24 protein-coding genes and 2 pseudogenes are annotated in these 26,340 nt (G+C 32.4%); 10 read left to right on the top strand and 16 right to left on the bottom strand.

The genetic code is table 11. The features are described from left to right. Window positions 1-2: 2 nt before the first annotated feature. From LNP81_RS14215 to ychF, 7 genes are all read right to left on the bottom strand, one after another. Window positions 3-1,874, bottom strand: a complete 1,872-nt coding sequence (locus LNP81_RS14215) for a DNA topoisomerase IV subunit B (RefSeq protein WP_072955860.1) — start codon at window positions 1,872-1,874, stop codon at window positions 3-5. A gap of 147 nt (window positions 1,875-2,021) precedes the next feature. Then, window positions 2,022-3,209, bottom strand: coding sequence for a nicotinate phosphoribosyltransferase (gene pncB, locus LNP81_RS14210; RefSeq protein ID WP_230040916.1), 1,188 nt, complete (start codon window positions 3,207-3,209; stop codon window positions 2,022-2,024). A 122-nt stretch (window positions 3,210-3,331) separates the two neighbouring features. Next, entirely contained in the window at window positions 3,332-4,312 is a 981-nt protein-coding gene (locus tag LNP81_RS14205; RefSeq protein WP_230036878.1) for a transglutaminase domain-containing protein, read from the bottom strand. 4 nt (window positions 4,313-4,316) lie between these two features. Next, on the bottom strand, window positions 4,317-4,841 hold the full coding sequence (locus LNP81_RS14200) for an NADPH-dependent FMN reductase (protein WP_230036876.1): 525 nt from the start codon (window positions 4,839-4,841) through the stop codon (window positions 4,317-4,319). 110 nt (window positions 4,842-4,951) lie between these two features. Then, window positions 4,952-5,878, bottom strand: coding sequence for a YihY/virulence factor BrkB family protein (locus LNP81_RS14195; RefSeq protein WP_230036875.1), 927 nt, complete (start codon window positions 5,876-5,878; stop codon window positions 4,952-4,954). A gap of 224 nt (window positions 5,879-6,102) precedes the next feature. Continuing rightward, the gene (locus LNP81_RS14190; RefSeq protein WP_230036874.1) at window positions 6,103-6,780 is read right to left on the bottom strand and encodes a TIGR02117 family protein; all 678 of its coding nucleotides are present in this window, start codon (window positions 6,778-6,780) and stop codon (window positions 6,103-6,105) included. A 487-nt stretch (window positions 6,781-7,267) separates the two neighbouring features. Beyond that, a complete protein-coding gene (gene ychF / locus LNP81_RS14185) occupies window positions 7,268-8,362 on the bottom strand; it encodes a redox-regulated ATPase YchF (protein WP_230036873.1) in 1,095 nt (364 codons plus the stop codon). 317 nt (window positions 8,363-8,679) lie between these two features. Between ychF and LNP81_RS14180 the strand changes: the two genes are divergently transcribed. Beyond that, on the top strand, window positions 8,680-11,379 hold the full coding sequence (locus tag LNP81_RS14180; protein WP_230036872.1) for a TonB-dependent receptor: 2,700 nt from the start codon (window positions 8,680-8,682) through the stop codon (window positions 11,377-11,379). Between the two features lie 86 nt (window positions 11,380-11,465). On the opposite strand, the gene LNP81_RS14175 is transcribed toward LNP81_RS14180, so the two are convergent. Further along, on the bottom strand, window positions 11,466-12,626 hold the full coding sequence (locus LNP81_RS14175) for a hypothetical protein (RefSeq protein WP_230036870.1): 1,161 nt from the start codon (window positions 12,624-12,626) through the stop codon (window positions 11,466-11,468). A gap of 167 nt (window positions 12,627-12,793) precedes the next feature. Next, a complete protein-coding gene (locus tag LNP81_RS14170) occupies window positions 12,794-13,147 on the bottom strand; it encodes a 4Fe-4S dicluster domain-containing protein (RefSeq protein ID WP_065447848.1) in 354 nt (117 codons plus the stop codon). A 136-nt stretch (window positions 13,148-13,283) separates the two neighbouring features. Between LNP81_RS14170 and LNP81_RS14165 the strand changes: the two genes are divergently transcribed. The 7 genes from LNP81_RS14165 to LNP81_RS14135 all read left to right on the top strand — a co-directional run bounded on the left by LNP81_RS14165 (window position 13,284) and on the right by LNP81_RS14135 (window position 18,911). Further along, window positions 13,284-14,357 (top strand): acyl-CoA reductase, encoded by a 1,074-nt coding sequence (locus LNP81_RS14165; RefSeq protein ID WP_230036868.1) that lies wholly within the window; start codon window positions 13,284-13,286, stop codon window positions 14,355-14,357. A gap of 93 nt (window positions 14,358-14,450) precedes the next feature. Further along, window positions 14,451-15,521 carry a 3-phosphoserine/phosphohydroxythreonine transaminase gene (serC, locus tag LNP81_RS14160; RefSeq protein WP_230036866.1) on the top strand — a complete coding sequence of 357 codons (1,071 nt, stop codon included), beginning with the start codon at window positions 14,451-14,453 and terminating at the stop codon, window positions 15,519-15,521. Between the two features lie 236 nt (window positions 15,522-15,757). Next, the gene (locus LNP81_RS14155; protein WP_230036864.1) at window positions 15,758-16,708 is read left to right on the top strand and encodes a D-2-hydroxyacid dehydrogenase; all 951 of its coding nucleotides are present in this window, start codon (window positions 15,758-15,760) and stop codon (window positions 16,706-16,708) included. Between the two features lie 96 nt (window positions 16,709-16,804). Beyond that, window positions 16,805-17,158, top strand: a complete 354-nt coding sequence (locus LNP81_RS14150) for a hypothetical protein (protein ID WP_230036862.1) — start codon at window positions 16,805-16,807, stop codon at window positions 17,156-17,158. 165 nt (window positions 17,159-17,323) lie between these two features. Next, window positions 17,324-17,887: a hypothetical protein gene (locus LNP81_RS14145; protein ID WP_230036860.1), complete on the top strand. Its 564-nt coding sequence runs from the start codon at window positions 17,324-17,326 to the stop codon at window positions 17,885-17,887. A gap of 245 nt (window positions 17,888-18,132) precedes the next feature. Then, window positions 18,133-18,576 carry a DUF6146 family protein gene (locus LNP81_RS14140; RefSeq protein WP_230036857.1) on the top strand — a complete coding sequence of 148 codons (444 nt, stop codon included), beginning with the start codon at window positions 18,133-18,135 and terminating at the stop codon, window positions 18,574-18,576. A 32-nt stretch (window positions 18,577-18,608) separates the two neighbouring features. After that, window positions 18,609-18,911 (top strand): DUF6787 family protein, encoded by a 303-nt coding sequence (locus tag LNP81_RS14135; protein ID WP_230036855.1) that lies wholly within the window; start codon window positions 18,609-18,611, stop codon window positions 18,909-18,911. Window positions 18,912-18,986: 75 nt separating this feature from the next. Here the strand turns inward: LNP81_RS14135 and LNP81_RS14130 are convergent, their stop codons facing one another. Beyond that, window positions 18,987-19,280, bottom strand: a complete 294-nt coding sequence (locus LNP81_RS14130) for a hypothetical protein (protein ID WP_230036852.1) — start codon at window positions 19,278-19,280, stop codon at window positions 18,987-18,989. 100 nt (window positions 19,281-19,380) lie between these two features. Next, on the bottom strand, window positions 19,381-20,106 hold the full coding sequence (locus tag LNP81_RS14125) for a phosphodiester glycosidase family protein (RefSeq protein ID WP_230036850.1): 726 nt from the start codon (window positions 20,104-20,106) through the stop codon (window positions 19,381-19,383). 133 nt (window positions 20,107-20,239) lie between these two features. Here LNP81_RS14125 and LNP81_RS27420 point away from each other — a divergent pair. Beyond that, a pseudogene (locus tag LNP81_RS27420) lies at window positions 20,240-20,464 on the top strand (ATP-binding cassette domain-containing protein); the annotation flags it as partial. A 204-nt stretch (window positions 20,465-20,668) separates the two neighbouring features. Then, window positions 20,669-21,118, top strand: a pseudogene (locus LNP81_RS27415) (ABC transporter ATP-binding protein); the annotation flags it as partial. 31 nt (window positions 21,119-21,149) lie between these two features. On the opposite strand, the gene LNP81_RS14115 reads toward LNP81_RS27415, so the two are convergent. The 5 genes from LNP81_RS14115 to LNP81_RS14095 are packed head-to-tail and all read right to left on the bottom strand — an operon-like array spanning window position 21,150 to window position 26,252. Continuing rightward, the gene (locus LNP81_RS14115; protein ID WP_230036846.1) at window positions 21,150-21,638 is read right to left on the bottom strand and encodes a DUF4280 domain-containing protein; all 489 of its coding nucleotides are present in this window, start codon (window positions 21,636-21,638) and stop codon (window positions 21,150-21,152) included. Between the two features lie 2 nt (window positions 21,639-21,640). After that, window positions 21,641-22,432, bottom strand: a complete 792-nt coding sequence (locus LNP81_RS14110; RefSeq protein ID WP_230036844.1) for a hypothetical protein — start codon at window positions 22,430-22,432, stop codon at window positions 21,641-21,643. Between the two features lie 15 nt (window positions 22,433-22,447). Beyond that, window positions 22,448-23,293 carry a hypothetical protein gene (locus LNP81_RS14105; RefSeq protein ID WP_230036842.1) on the bottom strand — a complete coding sequence of 282 codons (846 nt, stop codon included), beginning with the start codon at window positions 23,291-23,293 and terminating at the stop codon, window positions 22,448-22,450. Next, window positions 23,284-24,282, bottom strand: a complete 999-nt coding sequence (locus LNP81_RS14100; protein ID WP_230036840.1) for a hypothetical protein — start codon at window positions 24,280-24,282, stop codon at window positions 23,284-23,286. The genes LNP81_RS14105 and LNP81_RS14100 overlap by 10 nt, the downstream gene beginning before the upstream one ends. Beyond that, window positions 24,282-26,252 carry a type VI secretion system Vgr family protein gene (locus LNP81_RS14095; protein WP_230036838.1) on the bottom strand — a complete coding sequence of 657 codons (1,971 nt, stop codon included), beginning with the start codon at window positions 26,250-26,252 and terminating at the stop codon, window positions 24,282-24,284. Before LNP81_RS14095 ends, LNP81_RS14100 begins: the two co-directional genes overlap by 1 nt. Between the last annotated feature and the right edge of the window lie 88 nt (window positions 26,253-26,340).

Genomic DNA, 26,340 nt, shown 5'->3' with positions numbered 1-26,340 from the left:
AATTAAACTTCCGCTTCAACCGCATCCAATTCTACCTTCAAATTCTTGATGATAAATTCTTGTCTGTCAGGTGTATTTTTTCCCATATAGAAAGACAACAATTGCTCAATCGAAGTATTTTTATCCATCATAATTGGGTCTAATCGAATGGTTTCTCCAATAAAATTCTTGAACTCATCAGGAGAAATCTCTCCTAAACCTTTAAATCGCGTGATTTCCGGTTTTGGTTTTAATTTTTCAATTGCATCTTTTCTTTCTTCGTCTGAATAGCAATAGATGGTTTCTTTTTTATTTCTAACCCTGAAAAGTGGTGTTTGCAAGATATATAAATGTCCTTCTTTGATTAATTCAGGGAAAAATTGCAAAAAGAAAGTAATCAACAACAAACGAATGTGCATTCCATCGACATCGGCATCGGTTGCGATTACAATGTTGTTGTAACGCAGTTTTTCAAGTCCGTCTTCAATATCTAATGCGGCTTGCAGTAAATTGAATTCTTCGTTTTCGTACACAATTTTCTTTGTCATTCCGTACGAATTCAAAGGCTTACCACGTAAACTGAAAACTGCCTGAGTATTCACGTCACGTGACTTTGTGATCGATCCGGAAGCCGAATCCCCCTCGGTAATAAAAAGCGTACTTTCTAAGTTTCTAGGGTTTTTAGTATCCGGAAGATGCGCTCGGCAATCTCTTAATTTTTTATTATGAAGATTAGCTTTCTTAGCACGATCTGTCGCCAGTTTTCTAATTCCTGATAATTCTTTACGCTCTCTTTCGGCTTGCAAAATTTTACGCAATAATGCTTCTGCAGTCGGAGGATTTTTATGTAAATAATTGTCTAATTTGTTTTTAACAAAATCATTTACAAACGTACGAACAGATACTGCCGGTGTTCCATCATCAGAACCCATATCTGTAGAACCCAGTTTTGTTTTGGTTTGAGACTCAAAAACGGGTTCCATTACCTTGATACTGATCGCACTTACAATCGATTTACGAACATCAGATGCTTCGAAATTTTTATTGTAAAACTCACGAATGGTTTTTACGATTGCTTCTCTGTAAGCTGCTAAGTGCGTTCCTCCTTGTGTGGTGTTTTGCCCATTAACAAAAGAGTGATATTCTTCGCTATATTGCGTTTTACTGTGTGTTAAGGCGATCTCAATATCATGATCTTTCAAATGAATAATTGGATATTCAAGATCTTCTGCACTAATTGTTTCTTCTAATAAATCTCTAAGACCATTTTCAGAAATATATTTTTCGCCATTAAAAATAATTGTCAAACCATTGTTTAGGTAACAATAATTTTTGACCATTTTAATGACATATTCCATACGGAATTTGTAATTTTTGAAGATGGTTTCATCCGGCGTAAAGGTTACTTTTGTTCCTTTTCGTTTTGTAGTATCAATAATATCTTCTTCGAGAACCAGATTTCCTGCCGAAAACTCTGCTCCTTTTTGTTTATCATCACGAACTGATTCTACTCTGAAATAATTCGAAAGTGCATTTACTGCTTTTGTTCCGACACCATTTAAACCTACTGATTTCTGGAAAGCTTTAGAATCGTACTTCCCTCCTGTATTCATTTTAGAAACTACATCGACTACTTTTCCTAACGGAATTCCACGTCCGTAATCACGAACCGAAACCGTTTTATCCTTGATGGTCACCTCAATAGTTTTTCCGGAGCCCATTACGAACTCATCGATACAGTTATCTAAAACCTCTTTTAACAGAATATAAATACCATCATCTGGCGAAGATCCGTCTCCCAATTTCCCGATATACATTCCGGGACGCATACGGATATGTTCTTTCCAATCGAGTGATCGAATATTATCTTCGGTATATTGATTTTGCTCTAGCATAAAGTAAATTGGATTTTTGGCTAATGTACCATTTATAGTCAAAAAATGAAAGCGTATTTTCTTTTTGTTACGATTAATAACAGCTTTAAATTCTATTTAAATTGATTTTAAAATAATACGGCCGATAAAAATATAAAAAATCAGCTTTTAAACAAAAAAACATTTGATTCCTAAAACTTGCTTCGCTAAAGCAATCATTTCGGGCGTTCCCGTATTTTTATTTTTTTCGTCAGAAAGCTTCACTACACCCTGCCAATGCGTGTTATCGAGTTTAACTTCGGTTAGTTTTATGACCATATTCATGGGAGGTAAACCTACATCATTGGTAAAATTAGTCCCAATACCAAATGACATTTTGATTTTGTCTTTACAGAAATCGGTTATGAGTTTTACTTTATCATAATTTAGTGAATCCGAGAAAACAATTACTTTCGATTTGGGGTCAATCCCCATTTTGGTATAATGCGAAATTACTTTTTGCGCAAACTCAATCGGATGTCCGCTGTCATGACGCACGCCATCAAAAAGTTTGGAATATTTTTTATCAAATTGTTCAAAAAAAACATCTGTGGTATAAGTATCTGTCAAGGCAATTCCGAGGTCACCTCCGTAAACTTGTGTCCAATGTTCCAAACTTATTAAATTCGCCATTTTAAAACCATATTGTGCCGCATGAAACATAAACCATTCGTGTGCATGCGTTCCTAAAGGCCTAATATTATTGACCATTGCAAAATGTACATTGCTTGTACCGATAAAACTTTCTGAACCAAAACTTTGCAAAGTTTTATTGATTAAAACATGTACATCATAAGAATGACGGCGTCTTGTACCAAATTCTAAAATTGAAACCCCTAAACTATTATAGTTGTCAATTTTGTTTTTGGTTAATGTTTTTATAGCCTCATCATTTAGGCGAATGAGATGATTTGATTTATAAAAAAGTTCCGAAATTAAAGCCATCAAAGGTACTTCCCATAAAATTGTACGGTACCAAAACCCCTCAATTGTTACTTTTATTTCTGATCCTTCTTGCGTAATCTGAACTTCTGATGGATCATAAACATAACCATGTAAAAAATCTAAATAGGTAGGATCCAGATACGGACAAAATTTGGACAAATACTGTTTTTCGTTTTTTGTCAATCGTAAATCAGCCATTGCATCTACTGATTTCCTAAGTAAATCAGCAAAACCCGGAGGAAAAATATGTTTGCCTCTATTTATAAAACCATAACGTACTTTTGCCTTTGGAAAAAGTTTTATTACAGCATGCTGCATCGTAAATTTATAGAAATCATTATCTAAAATTGATTTCAGGAAAGTTGTCTCCATACTCATAATCACATTTTAACAGCTACATTAACTGTTATCATTAAATCTCATCTCTTTACGGCTAAGATACGGCAATTCGATAAAAGAAGAAAATTCTTTAAAACAAACCTCTTAATTATATTTTATTTCCGAATTATTTTAAACGAAACAATGCTGGCAGTATCCAGATAAATAGTAATATAATCACCTATATTTTTATCATAGGTGATTTGAAATTCTAAACCACCACGCTTTTCTTTAGAGTTCGTAATCTTAACGGGTTGATTCTTTTTATTTAAATAGAAAATAAGGTCTGATTTTGAAGCATTTTTGATTTCAAAAGTAATCTTATCTCCGTATTTCGCTTCGATTATTCCGGAATCCGGTGATTTAATTTTAAAATCGCCCTGAATTGTTTTATTATAAATCAGAGGTCCGTTTAGAAATTCTTCTTTATTTAGTTTATTCCCCAGATAAGAACCCGAATCAGGAAAATGTTTGGCAAAAAAATAATCAGGATCTGTATCAAAATAAATGGGATCAAAATCATTTACCATTCGTCCTTTACTGCTGTCGTAATATCCCTGCCCCCAGGTAACATCAATTAATCTCCATTTTTTATCGATCAAAACCATATTCCAGGCATGATTTGATGAAGTGTTTTTTCGGCCAATATCTGCCAGTCTTGTTTTTGAATCTCCTCTAATTATTTCTGATTTCAAGCCCACCAGTCCTGCCAAATGTTGGTACAAAGCTGTAAAACCTTCACAAACTGCTTTTTGAGAATCAAAAGTTTTCTGAATCAGTTTATCGTTGATTTGTTTAATTTTCCTTTGTTTCTCAGCTTCAGTCGAATAAGTAAACCCCTGAGTTCTGGGTGGATTTAAATAAGCTTTGTAGTCATATTTTATATTAAGAGCAATCCAAGTGTAAATACCTCGTGCTTTATCCTGTTCTGAAGAAAAATCGTCTTGAATTCTCTGAGCCAAATCGTTTGTAGAACTAAAGTTTTTAGGATATTTAGCCACGATCTTATCAACATCACTATACTTTTGGGAGTACGAGGAATGCAAAAAAAGAATATTAAGAAAAAGAATTATAAAGGCAATATTTTTTATTTTCATAGATTTAAAAACATTCTTTTATAAGATCTTTTAATTCTTTGTCTAATTCTGCATTAGAAATTTTATTTTCTTCTAAATCAAAATTAGCATTAAAGGCAGGTAATGAAAATGTAGCTTTAATTTCGGCGCCATATCTTGGTAAAGCATTACGTCCTATTTCTAAAACTGAAGCACCGCCTCTTGTTCCTGGTGAAGTCGCCATTAATAACATTGGCTTTTTCTGAAATACGTCTTTGATAATTCGGGAAGACCAATCGAATACATTTTTAAATGCTGTAGAATAATTGTTGTTATTTTCTGCCAGAGAAACTACTAAAATATCCGCACTTTCTAGTTTGCCCAAAAATGCTTTTGCTTTTTCATGCTGTCCGACTTCTTTCTCAAGATCAACGCTAAATAACGGCATTGCAAAATCGTTTAAATCCAATACTTCAATTTCGGCATTTTCGAATAAACTTGCCGCATAAGTTGCTAAATGTTTATTGATAGAATGCTGACTGTTACTTCCTCCAAAGGCTATAATTTTCATATGTTTGTTTTTTATTAATTAAACCCTATAAGTTATATAAGTACATTGAATTACGTTATCAAAATTAGTTTCGACAAGCTTAAATTATCTTATATAACTTTTATGGTTAATTATATTTTATTTGGTTTTTCGATTTCGTAAATCTCTTTCTGAATTTCTACTGAGTATTCATTCGGGTAAATTTTACCTCCGTAAGATTTTGCATATACTTTGGTAAATTCTGCTCCAAAATACAGAATAATTGCCGAATAATAGACCCAAACCAAAATAATTATTACAGAACCCGCTGCGCCATAAACTGAAGCAACTGTAGAACTTCCTAAATAAAAGCCAATTGCAAATTTACCAATCATAAATAATATTGCCGTGACGGTTGATCCTATAAAAGCATCTTTCCATCTTATTTTTCCGTCTGGTAATGTTCTGAAAATAATAGCAAAAAGCAATGTTATACTCGCCAAAACAATAATGATATTGACTACATAAAACAAATAAACGGTACTTTCCGGAAAATATACTTTTAAACGTGCACTGACTAAATCTAATGTAGTACTTATAAAAAGACTGACCAACATTAAAAAACCAACTGAAGCAATCATCGAAAATGACATTAAACGATTTTGAATAAATTTCTTAATTCCTTTATCCGGTTTTGCTCTTAATCCCCATATAAAATTGATAGAACTTTGTATTTCGGCAAAAACTCCCGATGCCCCAATTAGCAACATCGCAATCCCAAATATGGTAGCAAAAACATTATCTCCTGATAATTGCACATTTTTTATCGCTTCCTGAATCTGAATTGCTGCGCCGTTACCCACCAAACCGTTTATTTGCCCGTAAAGCTGGCCTGTTACAGCATCTTCGCCAAAGAAAAAACCGCAAATGGTAATAATGATAATCAATAAAGGCGGTAATGCAAATATGGTATAATACGATAATGCAGCACTAAGTTTAATAGCATTGTCATCATTGAATTCTAAAAAGGTGTTCTTAAGCAGAAACCATGACTTGGAGAATATATTTTTGATTTTCACGATACTTCTGGTTTTTAGATATACTCTCAAATTTAAGAAATTATAAAAAAATGAGGATTCTTGCTTTTTTGATGAATTTTACATTTTTCCCATGTCGTTTTTACTTTTAAGTATTGTCATTAAGTTAAGCTTTGAAAAAATAATCTCGCAAAGGCGCTAAGGCGCAAAGTTTAAAGAAAATATTGTCATAAAATGAGAAAAAAAATTGCGCTCTTAAGCTTGATTTATTTATAATGGCAAAAAATCCCTTTATCATAAACCGTCCATAAACTTGCTTTTTGATTGGCAGCTTTTAAGGCGCAATTCGCCCAGGTGTTGCAGGTATAAAACAAACTATAACTTCCTTTGGCTTCATAGAAAGCATCTTTTCTTCCGTAGCTGTGACCTTCTATCCATTGTGGGTGAATGGAATCAGTAAAACTATCTGAAATAAAAGTGACTAATTTTTGATAGTTTTCTTTTGAAATTAAAATGCGTTTGCAATCATCACCTTCTTTTAATTGTTTGAAAAATGTGGTGTGCATTGCTGATGAACTGACTCCGAATGCTGCTTTTAAGGCTGTACTTGCTTTTAAGTCTGACCATTCTGGCGTATCGAGATAAAAGCCTTTGTCGCCCCAGCCAAAAGCGATATAATTCATCAAAGAATCTTTTGATTGTGTTTGACCAAACTGAATTTCGTTTCGCCAATCTTTAGTATCATTTACAATTGGAACTACAATATCCGTATGAACTCCGTTTGAAAGAATATAGATAGAAACTGCATCTTTTTCTTCTACCTGTGCAACATCTGAATTGACAGTGATTTTAGAAATCAGATAAACCGAAATGAGATACAAAACAAGAAAAGTTATGATTCCGAGGATAGTCCAGCCGAGAAATTTGAAGGTTGATTTTAGCATTTTGATTGGTTTGTTTTTAAATTAGTTATTGATTAATTTTTCTGTAACCAATTTTTAAGCCAAAAAAAAATAAAAGCTAATAATTTTGTTTTGCAAATTTAATGATTCAAACAAAAGGTCTTGTTTTTGCTGACTACCCCAGATTGAAACGGAAAGCATTTTTTATGAATTTATATTTTTTGTGGCGATAAAAAAGCGACCGGAGGAAGCTCTTTTTATGCCGGACAAAAAAATAAATTCAGGAAAAATCTTGAAGAGTAAAGCTGGAAATTGGTCCTGAAAAATGGCACACGGATGATACGGATTCGCTAACGCGAAAGCGCGGATTTGCACGGATTTTTTTACTCTTATTTTTTTATTTACTTCTTTTCTAATTTCTTTTTTGAGCATAAAAAAACTGCTGAATTCCTTCAGCAGTTTAGTCTATTCTCTATATTCTTTCTTCTTTATTCTTTATTCTTTATTCTTTACTCTATTCTCCAGAAATTTATACGTTGAAACGGAAGTGCATTACATCACCATCTTTTACTACATATTCTTTTCCTTCGACTTTGAATTTTCCTGCTTCTTTTGCTTTTGCTTCTGAACCGTAATGAACGTAATCTTCGTATGAAATAACTTCGGCACGAATGAATCCTTTTTCGAAATCAGTGTGGATAACTCCAGCCGCTTGTGGCGCTGTTGAACCAATGTTGATGGTCCAGGCACGAACTTCTTTTACACCTGCGGTAAAATACGTTTGTTGTTTTAATAACTTGTAAGCTGCACGAATTAAAACTGATGCTCCCGGCTCTGTTAATCCCATATCTTCAAGGAAAACCTGACGCTCTTCGTAACTCTCTAATTCTGTAATATCAGCCTCTGCTCCTACTGAAAGAATGATAACTTCAGCATCTTCGTCTTTTACTAATTCACGAACCTGATCTACATATTTGTTTCCGTTTACTGCTGAATTTTCGTCAACATTACAAACGTATAAAACTGGTTTTGCAGTAATTAACTGAAAAGATTCCATTAAAACTTCTTCGTCGTTTCCTTGAGGTGTAATAGTACGAGCTGATTTAGCTTGTAATAACGCTTCTCTGATTCTGTCTAAAAGTGCTTTTTCAGTTTGAGCTTCTTTATTTCCTGTTTTAGCGGCACGGTTTACTTTTTCTAAACGTTTTTCAACGGTTTCTAAATCTTTCAACTGTAACTCGATATCGATCGTTTCTTTGTCACGAATTGGGTTTACATTTCCGTCTACGTGTACGATGTTATCGTTATCAAAACAACGCAAAACGTGAATAATAGCATTACACTCTCTAATGTTTCCTAAAAATTGATTTCCAAGACCTTCACCTTTACTTGCTCCTTTTACCAAACCTGCGATATCAACAATATCTACTGTTGCCATTTGTACGCGCTCTGGTTTTACCAATTCTTCTAACTTGTTGATTCTTGGATCCGGAACGTTTACAACACCAATATTAGGTTCGATTGTACAAAACGGAAAGTTTGCACTTTGCGCTTTTGCATTAGATAAACAATTAAATAATGTTGATTTTCCAACATTTGGTAATCCTACAATTCCTGCTTTCATCTGTTGTTTCTATTTATTTTTTATTAGATCCTGATTCTCTCAGGTCTTTATCATTTAGCTTCTACCTTAATATATAGGTCGTTACTTTAATGATATATAATTTATGTATCGATTTTTTGTTTCTGCCAAAATGATATTTTTTGGCTTTAAAATTTTGCAAATATAAGATTTAATAGCTCGTAAGTGAAGTAAAAATGACGATTAATGTATTTTAAAACGCCTTCTTTAAAATAATTAAACTTTTTATTAATATTTTGTTAAAAAACAGTAATTTTATCAAAGATCAAAATCAAACAATAAACCAAACTCACAAAACCATGAAAAAGATTGCATTATTTTTATTTCTATTAAATACGATGTTTCTTTTTGCACAAAAAGAAATTTCAGGTGTTGTAAAAGACAAATCCGGCGCGCCTTTACCGGGTGTTAATGTTCTTGAAAAAGGAACTGCAAACGGCGTATCGACTGATTTTGAAGGAAGTTATCGTATAAAAGTCAAAGAAGGAGCTACATTAATTTTTAGTTATGTTGGCTATTCTTCTATCGAAAAAAAAGTTACAGGCGATAAAATAGAGGTTATTTTAGATGAAAGCGGCGGCCAAATATTGAGCGATGTAGTAGTAGTTGGTTCGAGAAACGCAAAAAGAACGGTTGTAAATTCGGCTGTTCCTATTGATGTTATTAATGTAAAAGATGTTACGACGCAAAGCGGAAAACTGGAAATTAATGAATTACTACAATATGTTGCGCCTTCGTTTAATGCGAATAAACAATCCGGTTCTGATGGAGCAGATCACGTTGATCCGGCTTCATTAAGAGGAATGGGTCCTGATCAGACGCTGGTTTTGATTAACGGAAAAAGAAGACATCAATCGTCATTGATTAACTTATTTGGAACTCGCGGACGCGGAAATACCGGAACTGATTTGAATGCTATTCCTGCTGCCTCTATTAAACGAATTGAGATTTTAAGAGATGGCGCAGCGGCACAATATGGTTCTGATGCTATTGCAGGAGTTATCAATATTGTTACGAATGATAATATAAACGAATTTACCGGAGCCATTACTTATGGTGCATTTAATACAGATGCAAAAGGAGATTTTCCTGATGGTACAGCCAACACTAAAGATTTTAGATTAGACAAAAAAGGTAATGGAAACTCATTTGGAAAAAATCAAAACTTTGATGGAGGATCTCTAAAAGTTTCTGCCAACTACGGTACTGCAATAGGTACACAAGGAGGCTATGTGAATGTTACCGGAGAATTTTTGAATAAAAACAAAACACTACGTCCTGGTTTTGATTTTAGAAAAGGTTTTGGAGAAGCCGAAATTCAGGGTGTAAATTTATTTGTAAATCTCGCTATTCCAATCTCTGACAAAACGGAATTTTATGCTTTTGGAGGAAGCAATTTTCGCGATACTGATGCGTATGCTTTTACCCGAAATGACGGAGAAAGAGTAGTCGAATCTATTTATCCTGGTGGATATACGCCCAGAATTACATCAAAAATAAATGATAATTCGTTAGCCGCAGGAGTTAGAACCGAAACCTCAGCTGGCTGGAAATGGGATTTAAGTAATACTTTTGGCAAGAACAAATTTCAGTATGATATAAAAGGAACTATTAATGCTTCTCTTGAAGATAAATCGCCACGAGAATTTGATGCGGGCGGACATAGTTTACTTCAAAACACTACAAATTTAGATGTTTCAAAAAATTATGGCGATATTCTTGGTGGACTAAACATTGCTTTTGGAACTGAATTTAGAGTAGAAAAATTTGAAATTTTTGCCGGAGAAGAAGGTTCTTATGCTACTTACGACACTAACGGAGTGCCAATTACAAATCCGGCTACTCAAAGCGCTCCAATTGACCCTATATCTGGAGAGCCAAGACCTGGAGGTTCTCAAGGTTTTCCGGGTTATAGTCCGGCAAACGAAGTAAATAAAAGCCGTACCAACTTCTCTTTATATGCTGATGCGGAATTGGATGTAACAGAGGCCTGGATGGTAAGCGGAGCTGTTCGTTATGAAAATTACAGTGATTTTGGAAGTACTGTAAATGGAAAATTTGCTTCGAGACTTAAAATCACAGATCACATAAATTTAAGAGGATCTGTAAGTACGGGATTTCGTGCTCCATCGTTAGCTCAAATCTATTACAATCTCCATTTTACGAATTTTAGTTCAGCCGGTGCAACTGAAGTTTTATTAGCTGCAAATGATAGTGAAATCACAAAGTCTTTTGGAATTGAAAAACTAAACGAGGAAAAAGCCATAAATGCATCTTTAGGATTTACAGCTAATTTTGGAGACTTTACTGCAACAGTCGATGGCTACTTAATTAATGTAAAAGACAGAATTGTGTTAACTGGTTATTTTGATGCGCCAGCTCTAGGAAATAAATCTAAGGCTCAGTTTTTTGTAAATGGTGTAGATACTAAAACAAAAGGACTTGATGTTGTTTTGGCCTGGAAAAAAACAATCAACGAAAATAGATTGGGTGCAACTCTTGTTGGAAACATTAATGATATGAAAATCGATAAAGTACATAATGGTACTTTACCTGCAAATCAATTCTTTGGAGAACGTGATAAAGCTTTTTTACTAGCTTCTGCACCGCCAAATAAATTTGGTCTTAACCTTAATTACGGAAGAAAATGGTTTGATGCAGGATTGGCTTTTACGAGATTTAGCGAAGTAAAATTACTGGATTATCAAATGGACGAAGATCCGGAAGACTATAGAACTTCTCCTGCCGAAACTGATGCTCAGGTTTTAGCCAATCAAAAGAAAGCCGCAACAGATACTTATGGAGCAAAAATCGTAACCGATTTAACTTTAGGATTTAAAGTTTCGAAATCTACTAAAATTAGCATCGGCGCCAATAACTTATTAAATATTTATCCTGACCAACAAGATGACTGGGTTGAAGCCGGAGGATATTGGGATGCTGTACAAATGGGTTTCAACGGAGCTTACTATTATGCAAGGCTTGGTTTTAATTTTTAATAAAATAAAAAAAACTGATCTTACTTGATCATTAAACACAAAAAATCCTGAGCGCTAAACTCAGGATTTTTTTATTTTATTAAAAGTTACATTTTAAAATCTAAGGAAGTTATGATTGCTTTTTCTTCTTCAGTGGCTGTAAATCCGGAAATATCCCAATAATTGGTTAGGATTTTATTTTGCTTGTTAAAGAGTGTTTTCTCTTTAAAAACATCACTTTCGTTGTACGTAAATTTCTGTTTATTGAAACTGGTCGTTATAAAATTATTCCTGACCTGAATATTCTTAACCTGATCTTTTAAGGTAAGATCATAAGCTATTTCTTCGTTCGAACTTAAAAGATAATAATCTGAACCATCTAATCTATAATCTACTTTTACAAAAGATCTGGTGATTTTTTTTGAACCTATTGCAGGTTTTTCTTCGATTTTATCAGGATTCCCGGGCGTAAAAACACACGAAAATTCTACAATTAATTTCTTTACAGGATCATAAATAACTTCAAAACTATCCGCATCTTTTTTAGATTTATCCAGCGGAGTGATGTTCATTATATAATAGTCCTTATTATTGGGATGTCCTTTTATAATAAAATCATATTCTTTTTTTGCTTTTGGATCTAAAATGGGCTGAAAGTAATTTAAGTTCGAATAATTCTCCATGATATTATTGAGATTATAACCTCTTAAATCTGCACTTACATCTGTTTCAAGCAAACCATAAGATCTGTTTTGCTCTACTAATAATGTAGTGGTTGACTTTTTATTTCCTGAGAATTGAAAATTCACTAATCCGTCATTATAATAGGAGTATTTATTATCGAGCATAAAAAACTCTCTCACATAAACTTTAAGACGGTAAGGTGTTGTTAATTTTTCTACCGAATTAGAAACGATTCTTTGCAATATTTTTTGCGGATTATCTTTAGACAAGACAATTTCATCCAATTTGTTGTCTTTATTTTGCAAATAAACTACAAATTGATCCTCTTTTAAAGTAGCCCAGCGCAAGGTTAAATTTTCATAATTCATTTCAGAAACCTGAACATTCGAAGCTCCGGTTAGCATAAAAGTAACTTTTCCGTCTTCATTACTTAACAAAACCTGTTTGGTTTTAAGTATAACAACCATTGCATTTTCTATAGGCAATTGTGTTTCTATATCTTTTACAATGATAGAATATTCTGTATTTTGAGCAAAAGTATTAACAGTAAAAAACACAATAAATAAAAGTATCACTCTCTTCATAGGCGTTGTTAAATTTTCAACTAAAGTATTGATTTTTTATTAATAAATTAACATTAAAAAAATAAAACCTTAAAAATCAACAAACTACCAAATATCAAAATTTAAAAATTTGAGCAAAAAAAAATCCTGAGTAATAACTCAGGATTTATATTTTCTATAATAAAAGTTTATTCATCACCATGTAAAAACGCTTGTCTGTTCAACAAGGTTTCTTCATCTTCTACGTGATTATCATCTGGTACACAACAATCAACCGGACATACTGCAGCACATTGAGGTTCGTCATGAAAACCTTTACATTCAGTACATTTTCCAGGAACGATATAATAAACCTCGTCAGAAATTGGTGTTTGAGCATCATCTGCATCAACCTCAGTTCCGTCCGGTAAAATTATTTTTCCTGAAAGTCTGGTTCCGTCTTTGTATCTCCAATCATCAGCTCCTTCATAAATTGCTGTATTTGGGCACTCTGGTTCACAAGCCCCACAGTTTATGCATTCGTCAGTTATAATTATTGCCATTTTGTTCTTAGTTTCGAGTTAAAAGTTATGGGATTTGCGTTAAAAATGTCAAACATCATAATCTGCTTTGCCTTATAACTTAATATAGCTTATTTTTGTGCAAAATTACAATCAAAACAATTCATAAGCAAACATTATGACATTAGAAACAAAAAAAAGTGTTTTTGTTGAATTAGGTAAATTCCTAAATCAGTTTTCTGAAACAGATAATACACAAAATCCGTCCGTTTTAGGCAATGACTTGTTTTTTGATGATTTTATAAAACTGATCCTTTTATCACAATCTCATAACGGATGGTATACACCTGAACAAGTATACTTTGCTATAAAATCATGGGCCGATGCGCTGACCGAAGAAAACATTACAAAATGGCTTTCTCAATACGCAACAGAATTTGCCCAGAATGACAATACTGAAAAAAATGTCGCTTTAATTCTGGCTGGAAATATTCCGTTAGTTGGTTTTCACGATTTTTTATCTGTTTTAATTACAGGAAATAAAGCTTTAATAAAAACATCTTCAAACGATCAGCACTTATTGCCTTTTTTAGCCAAATATCTTGTTTTTGTTGATGAAAGCTTAAAAGATAAGATCACTTTCGTGGAAGGAAAACTGGAAAACTTTGATACTGTGATCGCCACCGGAAGCAATAATACTGCAAGATATTTCGAATATTATTTTAAAGATAAACCTTCGATCATTCGAAAAAACAGAAATTCGGTTGCGGTTTTAAACGGAAAAGAAACTAAAGAAGATTTAGAAAATTTAGGCGAAGATATTTTCAGGTATTTTGGTCTGGGATGCCGCAATGTCTCCAAGATTTTTGTACCTAAAGGATATACATTTGATGCTTTTTTTGAAGCAATTTTCAAATATCAGGACGTTATTCATTACGAGAAATACGCTAATAATTACGATTATAACAAGGCGGTATTTTTAATGAGTAACTTCAAATTACTCGATAATGGATTTCTAACCATAAAAGAAGATCCGAGCTACGCCTCTCCTATTTCGAGTGTTTTTTATGAATTTTACGAAAATATAGAAGAACTACAATCTCGTCTTGAAGCTGATGCTGAACAAATTCAGTGTATTGTTAGCAATGATTTAATCAAAAATAGCATTCCGTTTGGACAAACTCAAAATCCTCAATTGTGGGATTATGCAGATAACGTAGATACTATAACGTTTTTGTTAACAACAAAGTAAAAATATGTTTAATTATTTCGAATAATTTATCGCTTTTTCAGCTCCTATTGCCGAAATTTGCCTCTTTAAAATTTTCGACTTTTAACAACAACCATGAAAAAACACAACTACAGCGCAGGACCAAGTATTTTACCTCAAGAGGTTTTTGAAAAAGCATCAAAAGCTATATTAAATTTTAATGATTCAGGACTTTCTATTCTTGAAATTTCGCACCGAAGTAAAGATTTCGTTGCCGTTATGGATGAAGCTCGTTCCCTTGCTTTAGAGTTATTAGGACTTACAGGAAAAGGATATCAGGCATTATTTTTACAAGGTGGTGCAAGTACCGCTTTCTTAATGGCTCCGTACAACCTTATGAAAGAAAACGGAAAAGCCGCTTATTTAGATTCGGGAACCTGGGCAACTGCTGCAATAAAAGAAGCAAAATATTTTGGAGAAACTATTGTTGTAGCTTCTTCGAAAGAACAAAATTATAACCATATTCCAAAAGGATACGAAATACCAAGTGATGCAGATTATTTTCACTGTACTAGTAACAATACTATTTTTGGAACTCAAATGAAAGAATTCCCTGCAACTAACGTTCCTGTTGTTTGCGATATGAGTTCTGATATTTTTTCTCGTGTAATCGACTTTTCGAAATTTGATATTATCTACGCCGGAGCTCAAAAAAACATGGGTCCTGCAGGAACAACTCTTGTTGTTATCAAAGAAGAAATCTTAGAGAAAAACGGAAGAACTATCCCAAGTATGTTAGATTATGCTAAACATATCAAAGCAGAAAGTATGTACAATACTCCTCCTGTTTTTGCTGTTTATGTATCCTTACTAACTTTACAATGGATTAAAGAAAAAGGCGGAATTGCTGCTGTTGAGAAATTAAACGACGCAAAAGCTGATTTACTTTATGCTGAAATCGACAGAAATCCATTATTTAAAGGTGCTGCAGCGGTTGAAGATCGTTCTAAAATGAATGTTACTTTCTTATTGAACAACGCTGATCATACAGAAACTTTTGATGCTTTATGGAAAGCTGCAGGAATTTCAGGATTGCCAGGACACCGTTCTGTAGGTGGTTACAGAGCTTCTATTTACAATGCTATGCCTATCGAAAGTGTTCAGGTTTTAGTAGATGTAATGAAAGCTTTGGAGTCTAAAGTTTAGTTTACAGTTACAGTCTCGGTTTTCAGCTTTTAGTTTGCCGAAAATGTGAATTGAATACTAGAATCCTAGCCCCGATAGCAGTGGAAATCCTTTTATTTTTTTTCTTTAAAAAAATAAAAGATTGGAACGAATAGCGGGATTAGCTCCTAAATCAAAAAAAGAAAAAATCATAATATCTGTTTATCCAATAATCTTTACGATTAAACAGTTAAACAAATAAACAAAATAAACACACAATGAAAGTATTAGCAAATGACGGAATTTCTAAAAGTGGAATTCTTGCCTTAGAAAAAGGTGGATTTGAAGTTATAACTACAAAAGTAGCTCAGGAACAAGTAGCTAATTTTGTGAATGAAAATAATGTAGACGTAGTTTTAGTGCGCAGCGCAACTAAAGTTCGTAAGGATATTATCGATGCTTGCCCGGGACTTAAAATTATTGGTCGTGGTGGTGTTGGTATGGATAATATTGATGTTGATTATGCTAAAAGCAAAGGAATTCACGTAATTAATACTCCGGCTTCATCATCAGAATCTGTTGCTGAATTGGTATTTGGACACTTGTTTTCTGGTGTTCGTTTCTTACATGATTCTAACAGAAATATGCCTCTTGAAGGGGATTCAAACTTTGATGGTTTGAAAAAAGCATACGCAAACGGAACTGAATTAAGAGGGAAAACTTTAGGTATTGTTGGTATTGGTCGTATCGGACAAGCTACAGCAAAGATGGCTCTTGGTTTAGGAATGAAAGTAATTGCTGCAGATAGTTTTATTCCGTCTGTAGATGTTAAGGTTGAGTTTTTTGATGGTCAGTCTATCACTACAACTATCGTTTCTCAATCATTAGAATCTTTGTTTAAAGAAGCTGATTTCATTACACTGCACGTTCCTGCTCAGGATGGTTACATCATTGGAGAAAAAGAATTGGCAATCATGAAAGATAGTGTTGGAATCGTAAACTGTGCTCGTGGTGGGGTTATCGATGAAGTAGCTTTAGTAAAAGCTTTAGATTCTGGAAAAGTTGCTTTTGCAGGTTTAGACGTTTTTGAAAGTGAACCAAAACCAGAAATGGCGATCTTAATGCACACTAAAATCTCATTGACTCCACACATTGGAGCTGCAACTGGAGAGGCACAAGACAGAATTGGTACAGAATTGGCTTCACAAATTATTACTTTGTTGAGCTAAACAAATAGATTAAATCATTTAAAGGGATTTGCTGCTTAATTGTAGTAAATCCCTTTTCTTTTTTTTTATAATTTTAGCGTTTAATTAAACTATAATATGAAAACAGACCAAAAAGGAGCTGGACTTAAGTGGATCTTTCGTTTGATCGTGCTTACAGCTGTAATTGCTTTATTTTGTGCTTATATCTTTGGAAATATATTTATGCTTATTATCGAAGGAGCCTATTTTATCCCTAAGCAATCTTCTATTTTTACTTTTAATGGAACAATACAAAATGAAGGTTCAAGTGATGTATGGAGATATGGAGAAGATTGCAGCAATTATTATTTTAATCTAAGTACATTAAATAACGACGTGTTATTTTTTCCTAAAAAGAACATCAAAAATTGCCCTGGATTTAATCCTGAAGATATCAAAACCTGGTGCGAAGTGAAAACACCAAACAACTAACTATAACATTATCTTTAAGTTAGCCCTATGTAAGCGTTTGAGTAATTTCTTAAATTGTTGAGCAAGTAATTAAAAAATAGATTAACTTTAGAGGTATTTATTATTGCTTTGTAGTAAATACCTTTCTTTTTGTTAAATTTGTCGTTTAATCTAAATCTAAACATTATGTTTGAGCAATTAACTCAATTAGTACAACAATACGGAGGTAATGCCGTAGTAAACAACTCTGCCGTTCCTAATGAACAAAACGAGGCGGTAATAAACGAAACAAGTACTTCGATATTTGAAGGACTGAAAAAAATTGCTACAGAAGGCGGCGGTGAACAACTTGCCGGTTTGTTTAGTGGTAAATCTTCTATAGATAGTTCGAACCCTGTTGTACAGCAAATAACACAACAAGTATCTGGAAACCTTGGAGAAAAATTCGGATTAAGCAGTGAAGCTTCTTCAGGTGTAGCTGCAAGCATGATTCCGCAAATATTAAGCTCTTTGGTTAATAAAGCAAAAGATCCTAACGATAGTAGTTTTCAGATTTCTGATATTATTGGTTCTCTTACCGGAAATAGCGGACAAGCTTCAGGCATTATGGATACCATTAACAAATACGGAATGCAGTTTGGTTTAGACCAAAACAATGACGGAAAAGTTGATGTTACCGATGTTCTTGTGGTTACAAAAAGCAAAGGCGGAATTGCAGGTTTTATTGGGAAATTGTTTGGAAGTAAATAAGGTTCTAAGTTTGCTGAGATGCTAAGATTCTGAGATGCTAAGATTCTTAGTGCTAAATTGAAATATATTTTAAAGCTGTTTATTTTATAAACAGCTTTTTTTTATATCTCACCTAAAAATGGCAAAGGTTTTGATATTCTAAGTTTTAAACAAACTTAAATCTGCAGTCAAAAATTACAAAGTGCTGTTAAATAACGAAATAGCTAACAGCTTTATTTGTAAATTTAAGTTCGAAACTCAAAATCATGAAAAATTACATTTACACTTTCATCCTCTTACTTACCATTGTAGCATGTTCTACCGCTACAAAAAGTAGTGTCGCAGGAAATACTCCTGTACATCCTCCAAAAGTTGCGGTAAACGATACGGTAAGGATCGCCAATGACTCATTAGAATATGAAGTTATTATTATAGACAATGGATTTAGCACCTGGCTGGCTGCAACGGCGCTTCCCCGCAATTATTATTCTTTATCTTATCTTGAAAATAAAAACAATTTGTACGTTACAGAATGGAATAATCGTGTTTTGCAACCACAACGTTATAGTCCAAATTTATACGAAATGTCGATTGACTATCGCCCAACCATTCACTACGGATATGAAGTAAATTATTTAATTTATAATTATATGATTTATTTTCAAAATACATACAAACAAAAGCTTTCAGGGTATGTGCCTATAAGATAATGTTCTTATATTTGTAATTATTGCAGATAAAAATGAACAGATTAAAGAAACGTTGGGGTATTACCTCAAATCTACAAGCCATAATTATATTGATTGTTTTTGCCATCACAGGATCGGCATCTGCATATTTGTCTAAACCTTTTTGTGTATTATTAGGTATCACCAAAGAAGATTTTGGAGGATGGTTTACCTTAATTCGTTTATTGATTATCTTCCCTATTTATCAGGTTCTACTCGTTGCCATTGGAACTCTTTTTGGACAATTCCGTTTCTTTTGGAATTTCGAAAAGAAAATGCTTAAAAATATGGGACTCGGATTCTTGTTTAAAGATTAATTTCATAATCTCATTAAAATAAAAAAATGGCAACTTTTAAGGTTGCCATTTTTCATTTATAAAATTGTTGTAATTTTAGTTTTCGCCTTTTTGGAAATAATAGGTATAAATCCACGTCAATGTAAACGACGGAATTATATCTGTAAAGGGCAATGCCTCTTCTATAAAAGTTAAAACACTCGCCACTCGCCCAACTCTGCCTTTGTACATTCTGGTCATAATAAATGCGGCAACGGGCGCCCAGATTACATCTGAGAATTCTCCAATCCACGGAATTGTAAAGGATATCATTCCAACACCGTCCAAAAGCAAACCCAAAAGGAGTTTTCTGGTTCTGTCGCTTTCGTTTATTGTTTTTACTTCCTGCATTTTCATTTCGTTTAGATATTATTCGAATTTATAAAAAATGATTCAACTGAACTTATTAATTAAGGCAATTTTATTTCTTAATTCCCATCTAATAAACCCTTTAATTATTCTTTTTTTCTGTTATAGCAAATAGCACACCAAAATTTCCATCGGTCTGAATCCAATTTTCGGATGGTGCATAAGCACGCGATACAAATCCGTCGAGATACAAAGCATTTTTGCAGCCTAAGCTTTTAAAATAACTGGCAAAATCATAAAAATTTATTTCTTTTTTCGACAATACAAAAACAACTTTTCCGTCTGGCAGAATCCCCACACCGTTTCGAATGTTCAGATTACTGGATCCTTTTGTAAAATCGGGATGAATTTTTCCGTCAATAACCAACATTGGTCCTGATTGAGTCGCATAATCTATCTTTCCATCATTACGAAAATCTTCTGTTTTACAAATTCCGGCAATTCTTTTCGTTGTGAGATAAAAAACACCATTGGGTTTTAAGTAGAAATTGCCTGAGGCTTTTATTGTATCTAAAGCAACCAAAACTTTTTGTTTTTCGATATAAAGTCCTTGTGGCGAGTTATCTTTTTTATACATTCCGCCATTCATCGCAAATTTTAAAGTCATCTTATTTTTTTCTATCCAAAGTTTTAAGTTTTGAATACTTCCAAAATTCTCATCCTTATTATTCTTCCAGTATAGTTTTAAATCTTGCTTTGTAAGGTCGGCTTTGTACACCAAAAAAGAATCATCAGCATATACTTTTGCCCCAATAAACAAGCCTAGAAGCATAATTATCAAAACTAATAACCCTATTTTTATCTTCATCTTTTTAAAATAATTTCTTATAAATTTAAAATAAATTTTCAATACCTGTTTAAATAACATTCTTCATAAAATTCTGTTACAACACATTTTTATATCGGCAGAATCTTTGTTTCTTTGTAAAAACAGTTTCAAAATGATTCACGCAAAAAATATACATAAGTTCTACGATAAATTAGAGGTTTTAAAGGGAGTAGATCTGCATATCAAAAAAGGAGAAATTGTGTCTATTGTTGGTGCTTCAGGTGCAGGAAAAACTACTCTTTTGCAAATTTTAGGAACTCTGGATAAACCTGAAATAAACCCCGAATCGTCCCTTACTATAAACGGAAAAAATGTATTGAAATTGCAGGATGTAGAAACCGACAATTCAAAACAGGAAAAAACTTTTAAATGGGTTTACCGAAGCGGTTTTGTTTATGCGCTTTGCCTCTTAAATTATATGCTCTTTTTCAAACGTACAATCCTCGATGATATAACACGATATGTTACTGCATTCGTTTTAGTCTTGCCTCTTTTAGCATTAGCGATCTATATGAATCGTTATTTCAAAAAGAAAAGCAAACAGGACAAAATATTATCGAATTTCAGGAATTTAAATCTTGGTTTTATTTTTCAATTTCATCAGCTTTTACCTGAATTTACCGCTCTGGAAAATGTTTGTATTCCCGCCTTTATGGCCAACAAACCAAAAGCTGAAACTGAAAAAGAAGCCAAAAGAATCTTAGAATATTTAGGTTTATCACACAGAATACATCATAAACCAAACGAACTTTCGGGCGGAGAACAACAAAGAGTTGCCGTAGCAAGAGCTTTAATCAATAAACCTGATGTTATTTTTGCCGATGAACCTTCAGGAAATCTGGACACTCATTCTGCTGAAAACCTGCATCAGTTATTCTTCCAGCTTCGTGACGAATTTGGACAAACGTTTGTTATTGTAACCCATAACGAAGAACTGGCTAATATGGCGGATAGAAAATTAGTTATGTCTGATGGACAAATTAGCAATTAGGAAGTATTCTTTTTGTAAATTAGTATTGCTGTCATATTTGATTTGTACTACTTAATTTATAAAATATAGCGCCGAAAAGAAATAGCAATGCTAATGAAATCAATAGTATCATCAGCATATTATTTTTTTCAATTTCATTTTCTTGACTTTTCTCTTTTACAAAAGCAGTAATTGCTACTTTTGAACTTTCAGAGTGGGAAAAATTATTTTCCGCTACATCTTTAAATTCTATTCTGCCGCCAACATCACATAAAATAAAAGAATCTTTACTCAATTTTGCATAATTATTTATTTTGCTTTTGAGTGTTTTTTGCCATAGTGTTGGTTTGTATTTACAGGAATTTCGTAGAAGTCCACAACGTCCAAAAGGAAGAATATTATCAAGAAATTCTTTGTCTTTTTCTGTAGCAATCAACTTGCCTTTAATTTTGGAATATTTTTGACTAGTTACTTGCAATAAAACGGTTTTACTTCCTTTATCACAAATCAAGGTTGAATCGGTAATAGTTTTTAATGACATATTTAATACTTAATAAGTTCAGGGTAATATTTTTTTACAGCTTTTATATACTCAGAAGGTAACTTTTTTATAATCTTAACTTTTACTGTAGAGTCATAAACATAACTTTTATCCTGATCTCCAAAGTCTTTAAAAGGATATTTATCAGCTTTGTAATAAACAGGATGTTCCCAATCATAATATATTTTTTCTATGGTATCAACTTTAATGCCTTGCCATCTCATTTTAAATACATGTACAATAGGAGATTGATGATTTACAACCTCAATAAACTCATTGTTTTTTACAGGATAGTAATTATATGTATTTATTTCATTACTTATTAATCCTGTGTTTTTATCTAATAAACAGATGTGAAATTCTTCAGGACCTGTTGTTGGTGAAGTAATTACAAAATCTTTCTGACCATCGTTATTTATATCTCTCGTGAAAATTTTGTTGAAAGGAATCTTTTTTTCAAAACTAATTAATTTAATTACTTCTTTATTTTTTATAATATAAACTGTACATTCATAATTATTTGAATCTATAATCTGAATGTATTTATATTTACTATCAAATAAATTACCATATTTTTCAACTGAATATTGATATTTATCTTTTTTATTATTTAATGATAATGCTACATCTAAATCCTTTAAATAGATACTATCGCCTTTTGTATTTGATGTAGAAACATATTCTTTTAAAAATCTATCTATTTGAAAATTGCCAGTAACAACATCTTTTTTAGTAGTATCTTTTTTGCAAGAAGTAAAAACCAAAATGAATATTATAATTGTTATTTTTTTCATTTTCTAATTGCTGATTTATTCAGGTAACGTATAGACTTTGTATTTATCTTGCGATTTATCCTCACTATTTCTTAGGTAAGCATATTTTTGTTTAAAATCTAATTTTCCATCATTGTTAAAATCTCCATAACAATCTTCTAATCCGTAAATACTATTTAGAATACAATATTTAATGCTTTTTTCATCTGTAATATCAAAAAGATGATGAATCCACCACATACCATTACTAATAAAAAATAATAAATATATTTTATTCTTAAACTTTAAAATCTGACCTCCATGAATAACAGATCGATTGTTCATTTTCTTAAATGAACCCATATTATAAAACTGATAATCAAGACTATCCGATACTTTTATTTTTGGAGTGAGCCATTTGTAGTTTTCTCCAAACCAAAAATATTGTCCGTTGCTAAATGAAATTTTTATAGAACCATCATAACTCAATATAAATTCCATCTTTTTAGTTGAAGCATTTATAAAAGGACTATACTCTTTATAAGGTTCTTTATATTCTAAATGATTCAATAAACCAAAATTTAAAAATTGGATTTCTTTTCTATAATCGGATGTCATAAATTTCGTAAATTCAATTTCACCTGGTGTTTCTAATAAAACAGATTTAATTTTTGTAAAATCGTTTTCTTTGTCATAGATTCTATTTTCGAATACAATAGTTTTTAATATTTCTTTATTATTAGCTGTTGTTCTTTTGTATTTCTCTTTTCTTTCTTTTATGACTAAAAGAGAATCCGTTATTTTTTGGGTCTGAATTATTGGTTTTGCAGTTTTATCGTTTTTGCAACTGATAAGACAGCATAATAATACTATGATTATTCTTAAGTTTTCTTTTACCACCATGGATTTAATATATATGTGTTATCTGTTTTTTCTCTTAAAGAATGTATTATGGCGGCTTCGTATTCATCGGACAATTTTACAAACATAGATTTAGCATGTCCACATGTAGTGGCGTATTTATAGGAATAGCATTTTTTTTCCGCAAAACTAACATCTTTTTTAGACCGTAAGTCATAACATTGTACACTATCTTTAACAAATCTATCTTTATCATTTTTAGGTTTTGAACTATCAATGGTTATTTTTTTAGATTTAATTCCAAGTACGTTATGTTTTTCATTACTTACAAAATAACCGTTATTTACTTTTTCATGATTATTATAATTATCTTTCAAATCAACTCCATCCCATAATAATGCGCCATTGGCAAAATCTTGAATAGTACTAATTCCTTTTAGCTTTCCCTTTTTTTGCTGGTCTCTTATGTGAGCCAATAAGCCTGCTTCAATATGAAATTGTTGCATCTTGTTGAATAATTCAGGGGTCTTTGATTTTTTCTTCAAAACCTTATAATTTGGTTTTCCTTGCGCAAATGCTCCCATATCTTTTATTACTTGTGAGATTATAGGATTGTATACCACTCTTACACTTTTCACATAATTATCATGGTCCCTCTTATTTTTATAATTAAAAACACAACAAGCAAGTGCTCTTGCTTCCAATCGCAATTCGCTGTCTTTTATATCCACTTCAACATTATATTTAACCATTTTTTCTCCTTCTTTTCTTTCTTTTTGAACAGTGTTTTTTCTGCCTAAAGAACTTTCTCCATAAGTGGTAGCAGCCAATTCTATTAAATCCTCAAATTCAATATCAGTCTCAATAATTCCTACATATAATTTTTGCTTTAAAGGTTTGTCGTTTTTAAAACATTTGTAACTTGAGATTCCAGTACATAATTTGACTTTGGTACTTGTACCTTCTTGTCCATAAAAAAAACCATTTATATTAAAATAGTATCCGTCTGCATTTCCTGTTCCCGTGCCCATTATTTATTAGTTTTAAGTTGCATCTCTTCTCTAATCTCTTTTTCAACCACTCTCTCTTTAAAAGGAAACGTAGCCGTACTCGAAACTTCGTTTATATCGGGTGATTTTATTTCTATTTTCTCTACTCCGTTCAAGACTACTTCATCTCCGCTTAACAATAAATCCGTTTGAGATCCTATATTCATTTTTTTAGCGGTCAAATCAAGTAAATCTGTAGATTTTAGATTGGTTTCTTTGGCAGTAAGTTGTAAATCTTCAAAACTTTCTATATCAACATATTTATCAGAATGTACAATTACCTGTTTAGTTCCAAATAAAAACATGCTTTCTTTGGCGTTCATATTTATATTTTTTTCTGCACTCATAGTGATATTCTCACTGGCAATAAGATTTATGTTTTTTGCTTTTAGGTTAATAATACTCAAAGCCTCAATATCTATAGTATCATTTGCGCTATCAATATGAAATTGATTTCCTTTTTGATCCTGAATTGTTATTTTTCCATTTTCATCAGTATCATCAAAAACAATTCGGTGTCCGCTTTTTGTATAAATACTCTTAATATTATTATTTAATTTTCCTCCAGCGGCTGTTTGACCGTTAAATAAATTTCCCATAATAAAAGGTCTGTTTGGGTCATTGTATCTAAAGCCAACTATAACATCGTCGCCTATCTCAGGAATAAAAACTAAACCTCTATTAGAGTCAACTAACCCACTTGATCCTGCGTCGGGTGTCATAACACGAAGCCAGGGTGTTTTTTGCAGCTTACCTTGTTGCCACAACATCTTTACCCGTACTCTTCCCTTTCCTCTTGGGTCGGCATTATCAACAACTTTTGCTTGCTGCATTTGTGCTTGCGGAAATGTTATTTGTGGTTCAGGTAATTTTTTTATAGAGGCAGATAAAGCTTTAAATTTATTAGAGTATTCGCCAATATCAGTTGCTAAGTGAGTAATTTCGGTAATGATATACTGCCCGATTCCTTGATTTCTATAATTGTTTTTTGTCACATCCAATCCTGACAAATGTGCTGTATTAATGTCTATTTCTTCTAATGCATCAATGTTAATAATTGTACCTATTTTTAATTTGTTATTGCGGCTTGTGGCTATAATATAATTGGCATCTGCCATTGTGCTTTCTTGTCTTTTTTTCAAATTCTGCTCTAAATGCATATCATATCCGGTAGGCAGATTTCCATACTCAAAAGAAGCAGTAGAATAGAGGTCATGTGAGATCTCTAAAACCTGATTCCCTAGTTTAGACAGACCCTCAACAGTTTTATCTGTTTGTGCCTGATAAAGTTGGTTGATATCATCATTATATGTAAAAGCACTAAACTGAATAGGAATAGCTTGTATGGTCATGTCTAATGCCAATAAATCTTTGCCAAAAGTTAGATTTATGGATTCCCATTTCTTTGGCGGTTTTCCAAAAAATAATTTTTCTCCATCATAATACAACCATTCATTATATTGCTTTGCTAATCGCTGAATATATTGAAAATCCGTTTCCATATACTGAGTTTGGTAACTTATTTTAGATGTATATTCCGGAACAATCTCATTTTGCAGTTTTTCTTCGGTTGCATTTTTGATAATTCCTTTAATCATTTCCTGTAGATCAATATCTTCCCATGAATGAAGTTTTTTACCCGATTCTAACAATATGGTTTTAGAAAAACCTGATAGAATAATTTGGCTGCCAACTTGATCTTGCTCTTGAGAAAATTGAATATTAGTTATAATACCCAGAAAATTATTTTTATTTCCTAAAACAATATGCAAAGTTTTGCCAAGCCAATGCTGCGCATTTTCAATTGCGTACGCTCTAGGTTTCTCAATTACTGAATGCGGTACTTTTATAGTAAATTTATGATGATTGTTGATACTTTGATATAACTCAATAGAAGTAAAATGCGAAACTTCTTTGCCTCCTATTCCAAAAGATAGATTTTCTTGTTTCATGTTCATTACCGTTAAATATTAAATGATTAAAATTTTAGAATTTAAAGATTAACTACGAAGTAAATAAATACGAATATACAAACAAAAA

The sequence above is a fragment of the Flavobacterium piscisymbiosum genome (genome assembly GCF_020905295.1).
GTDB lineage: Bacteria > Bacteroidota > Bacteroidia > Flavobacteriales > Flavobacteriaceae > Flavobacterium > Flavobacterium piscisymbiosum.
Note: the sequence above shows the minus strand (reverse complement) of the source record. Positions and strands in the feature narration are given on the sequence as shown.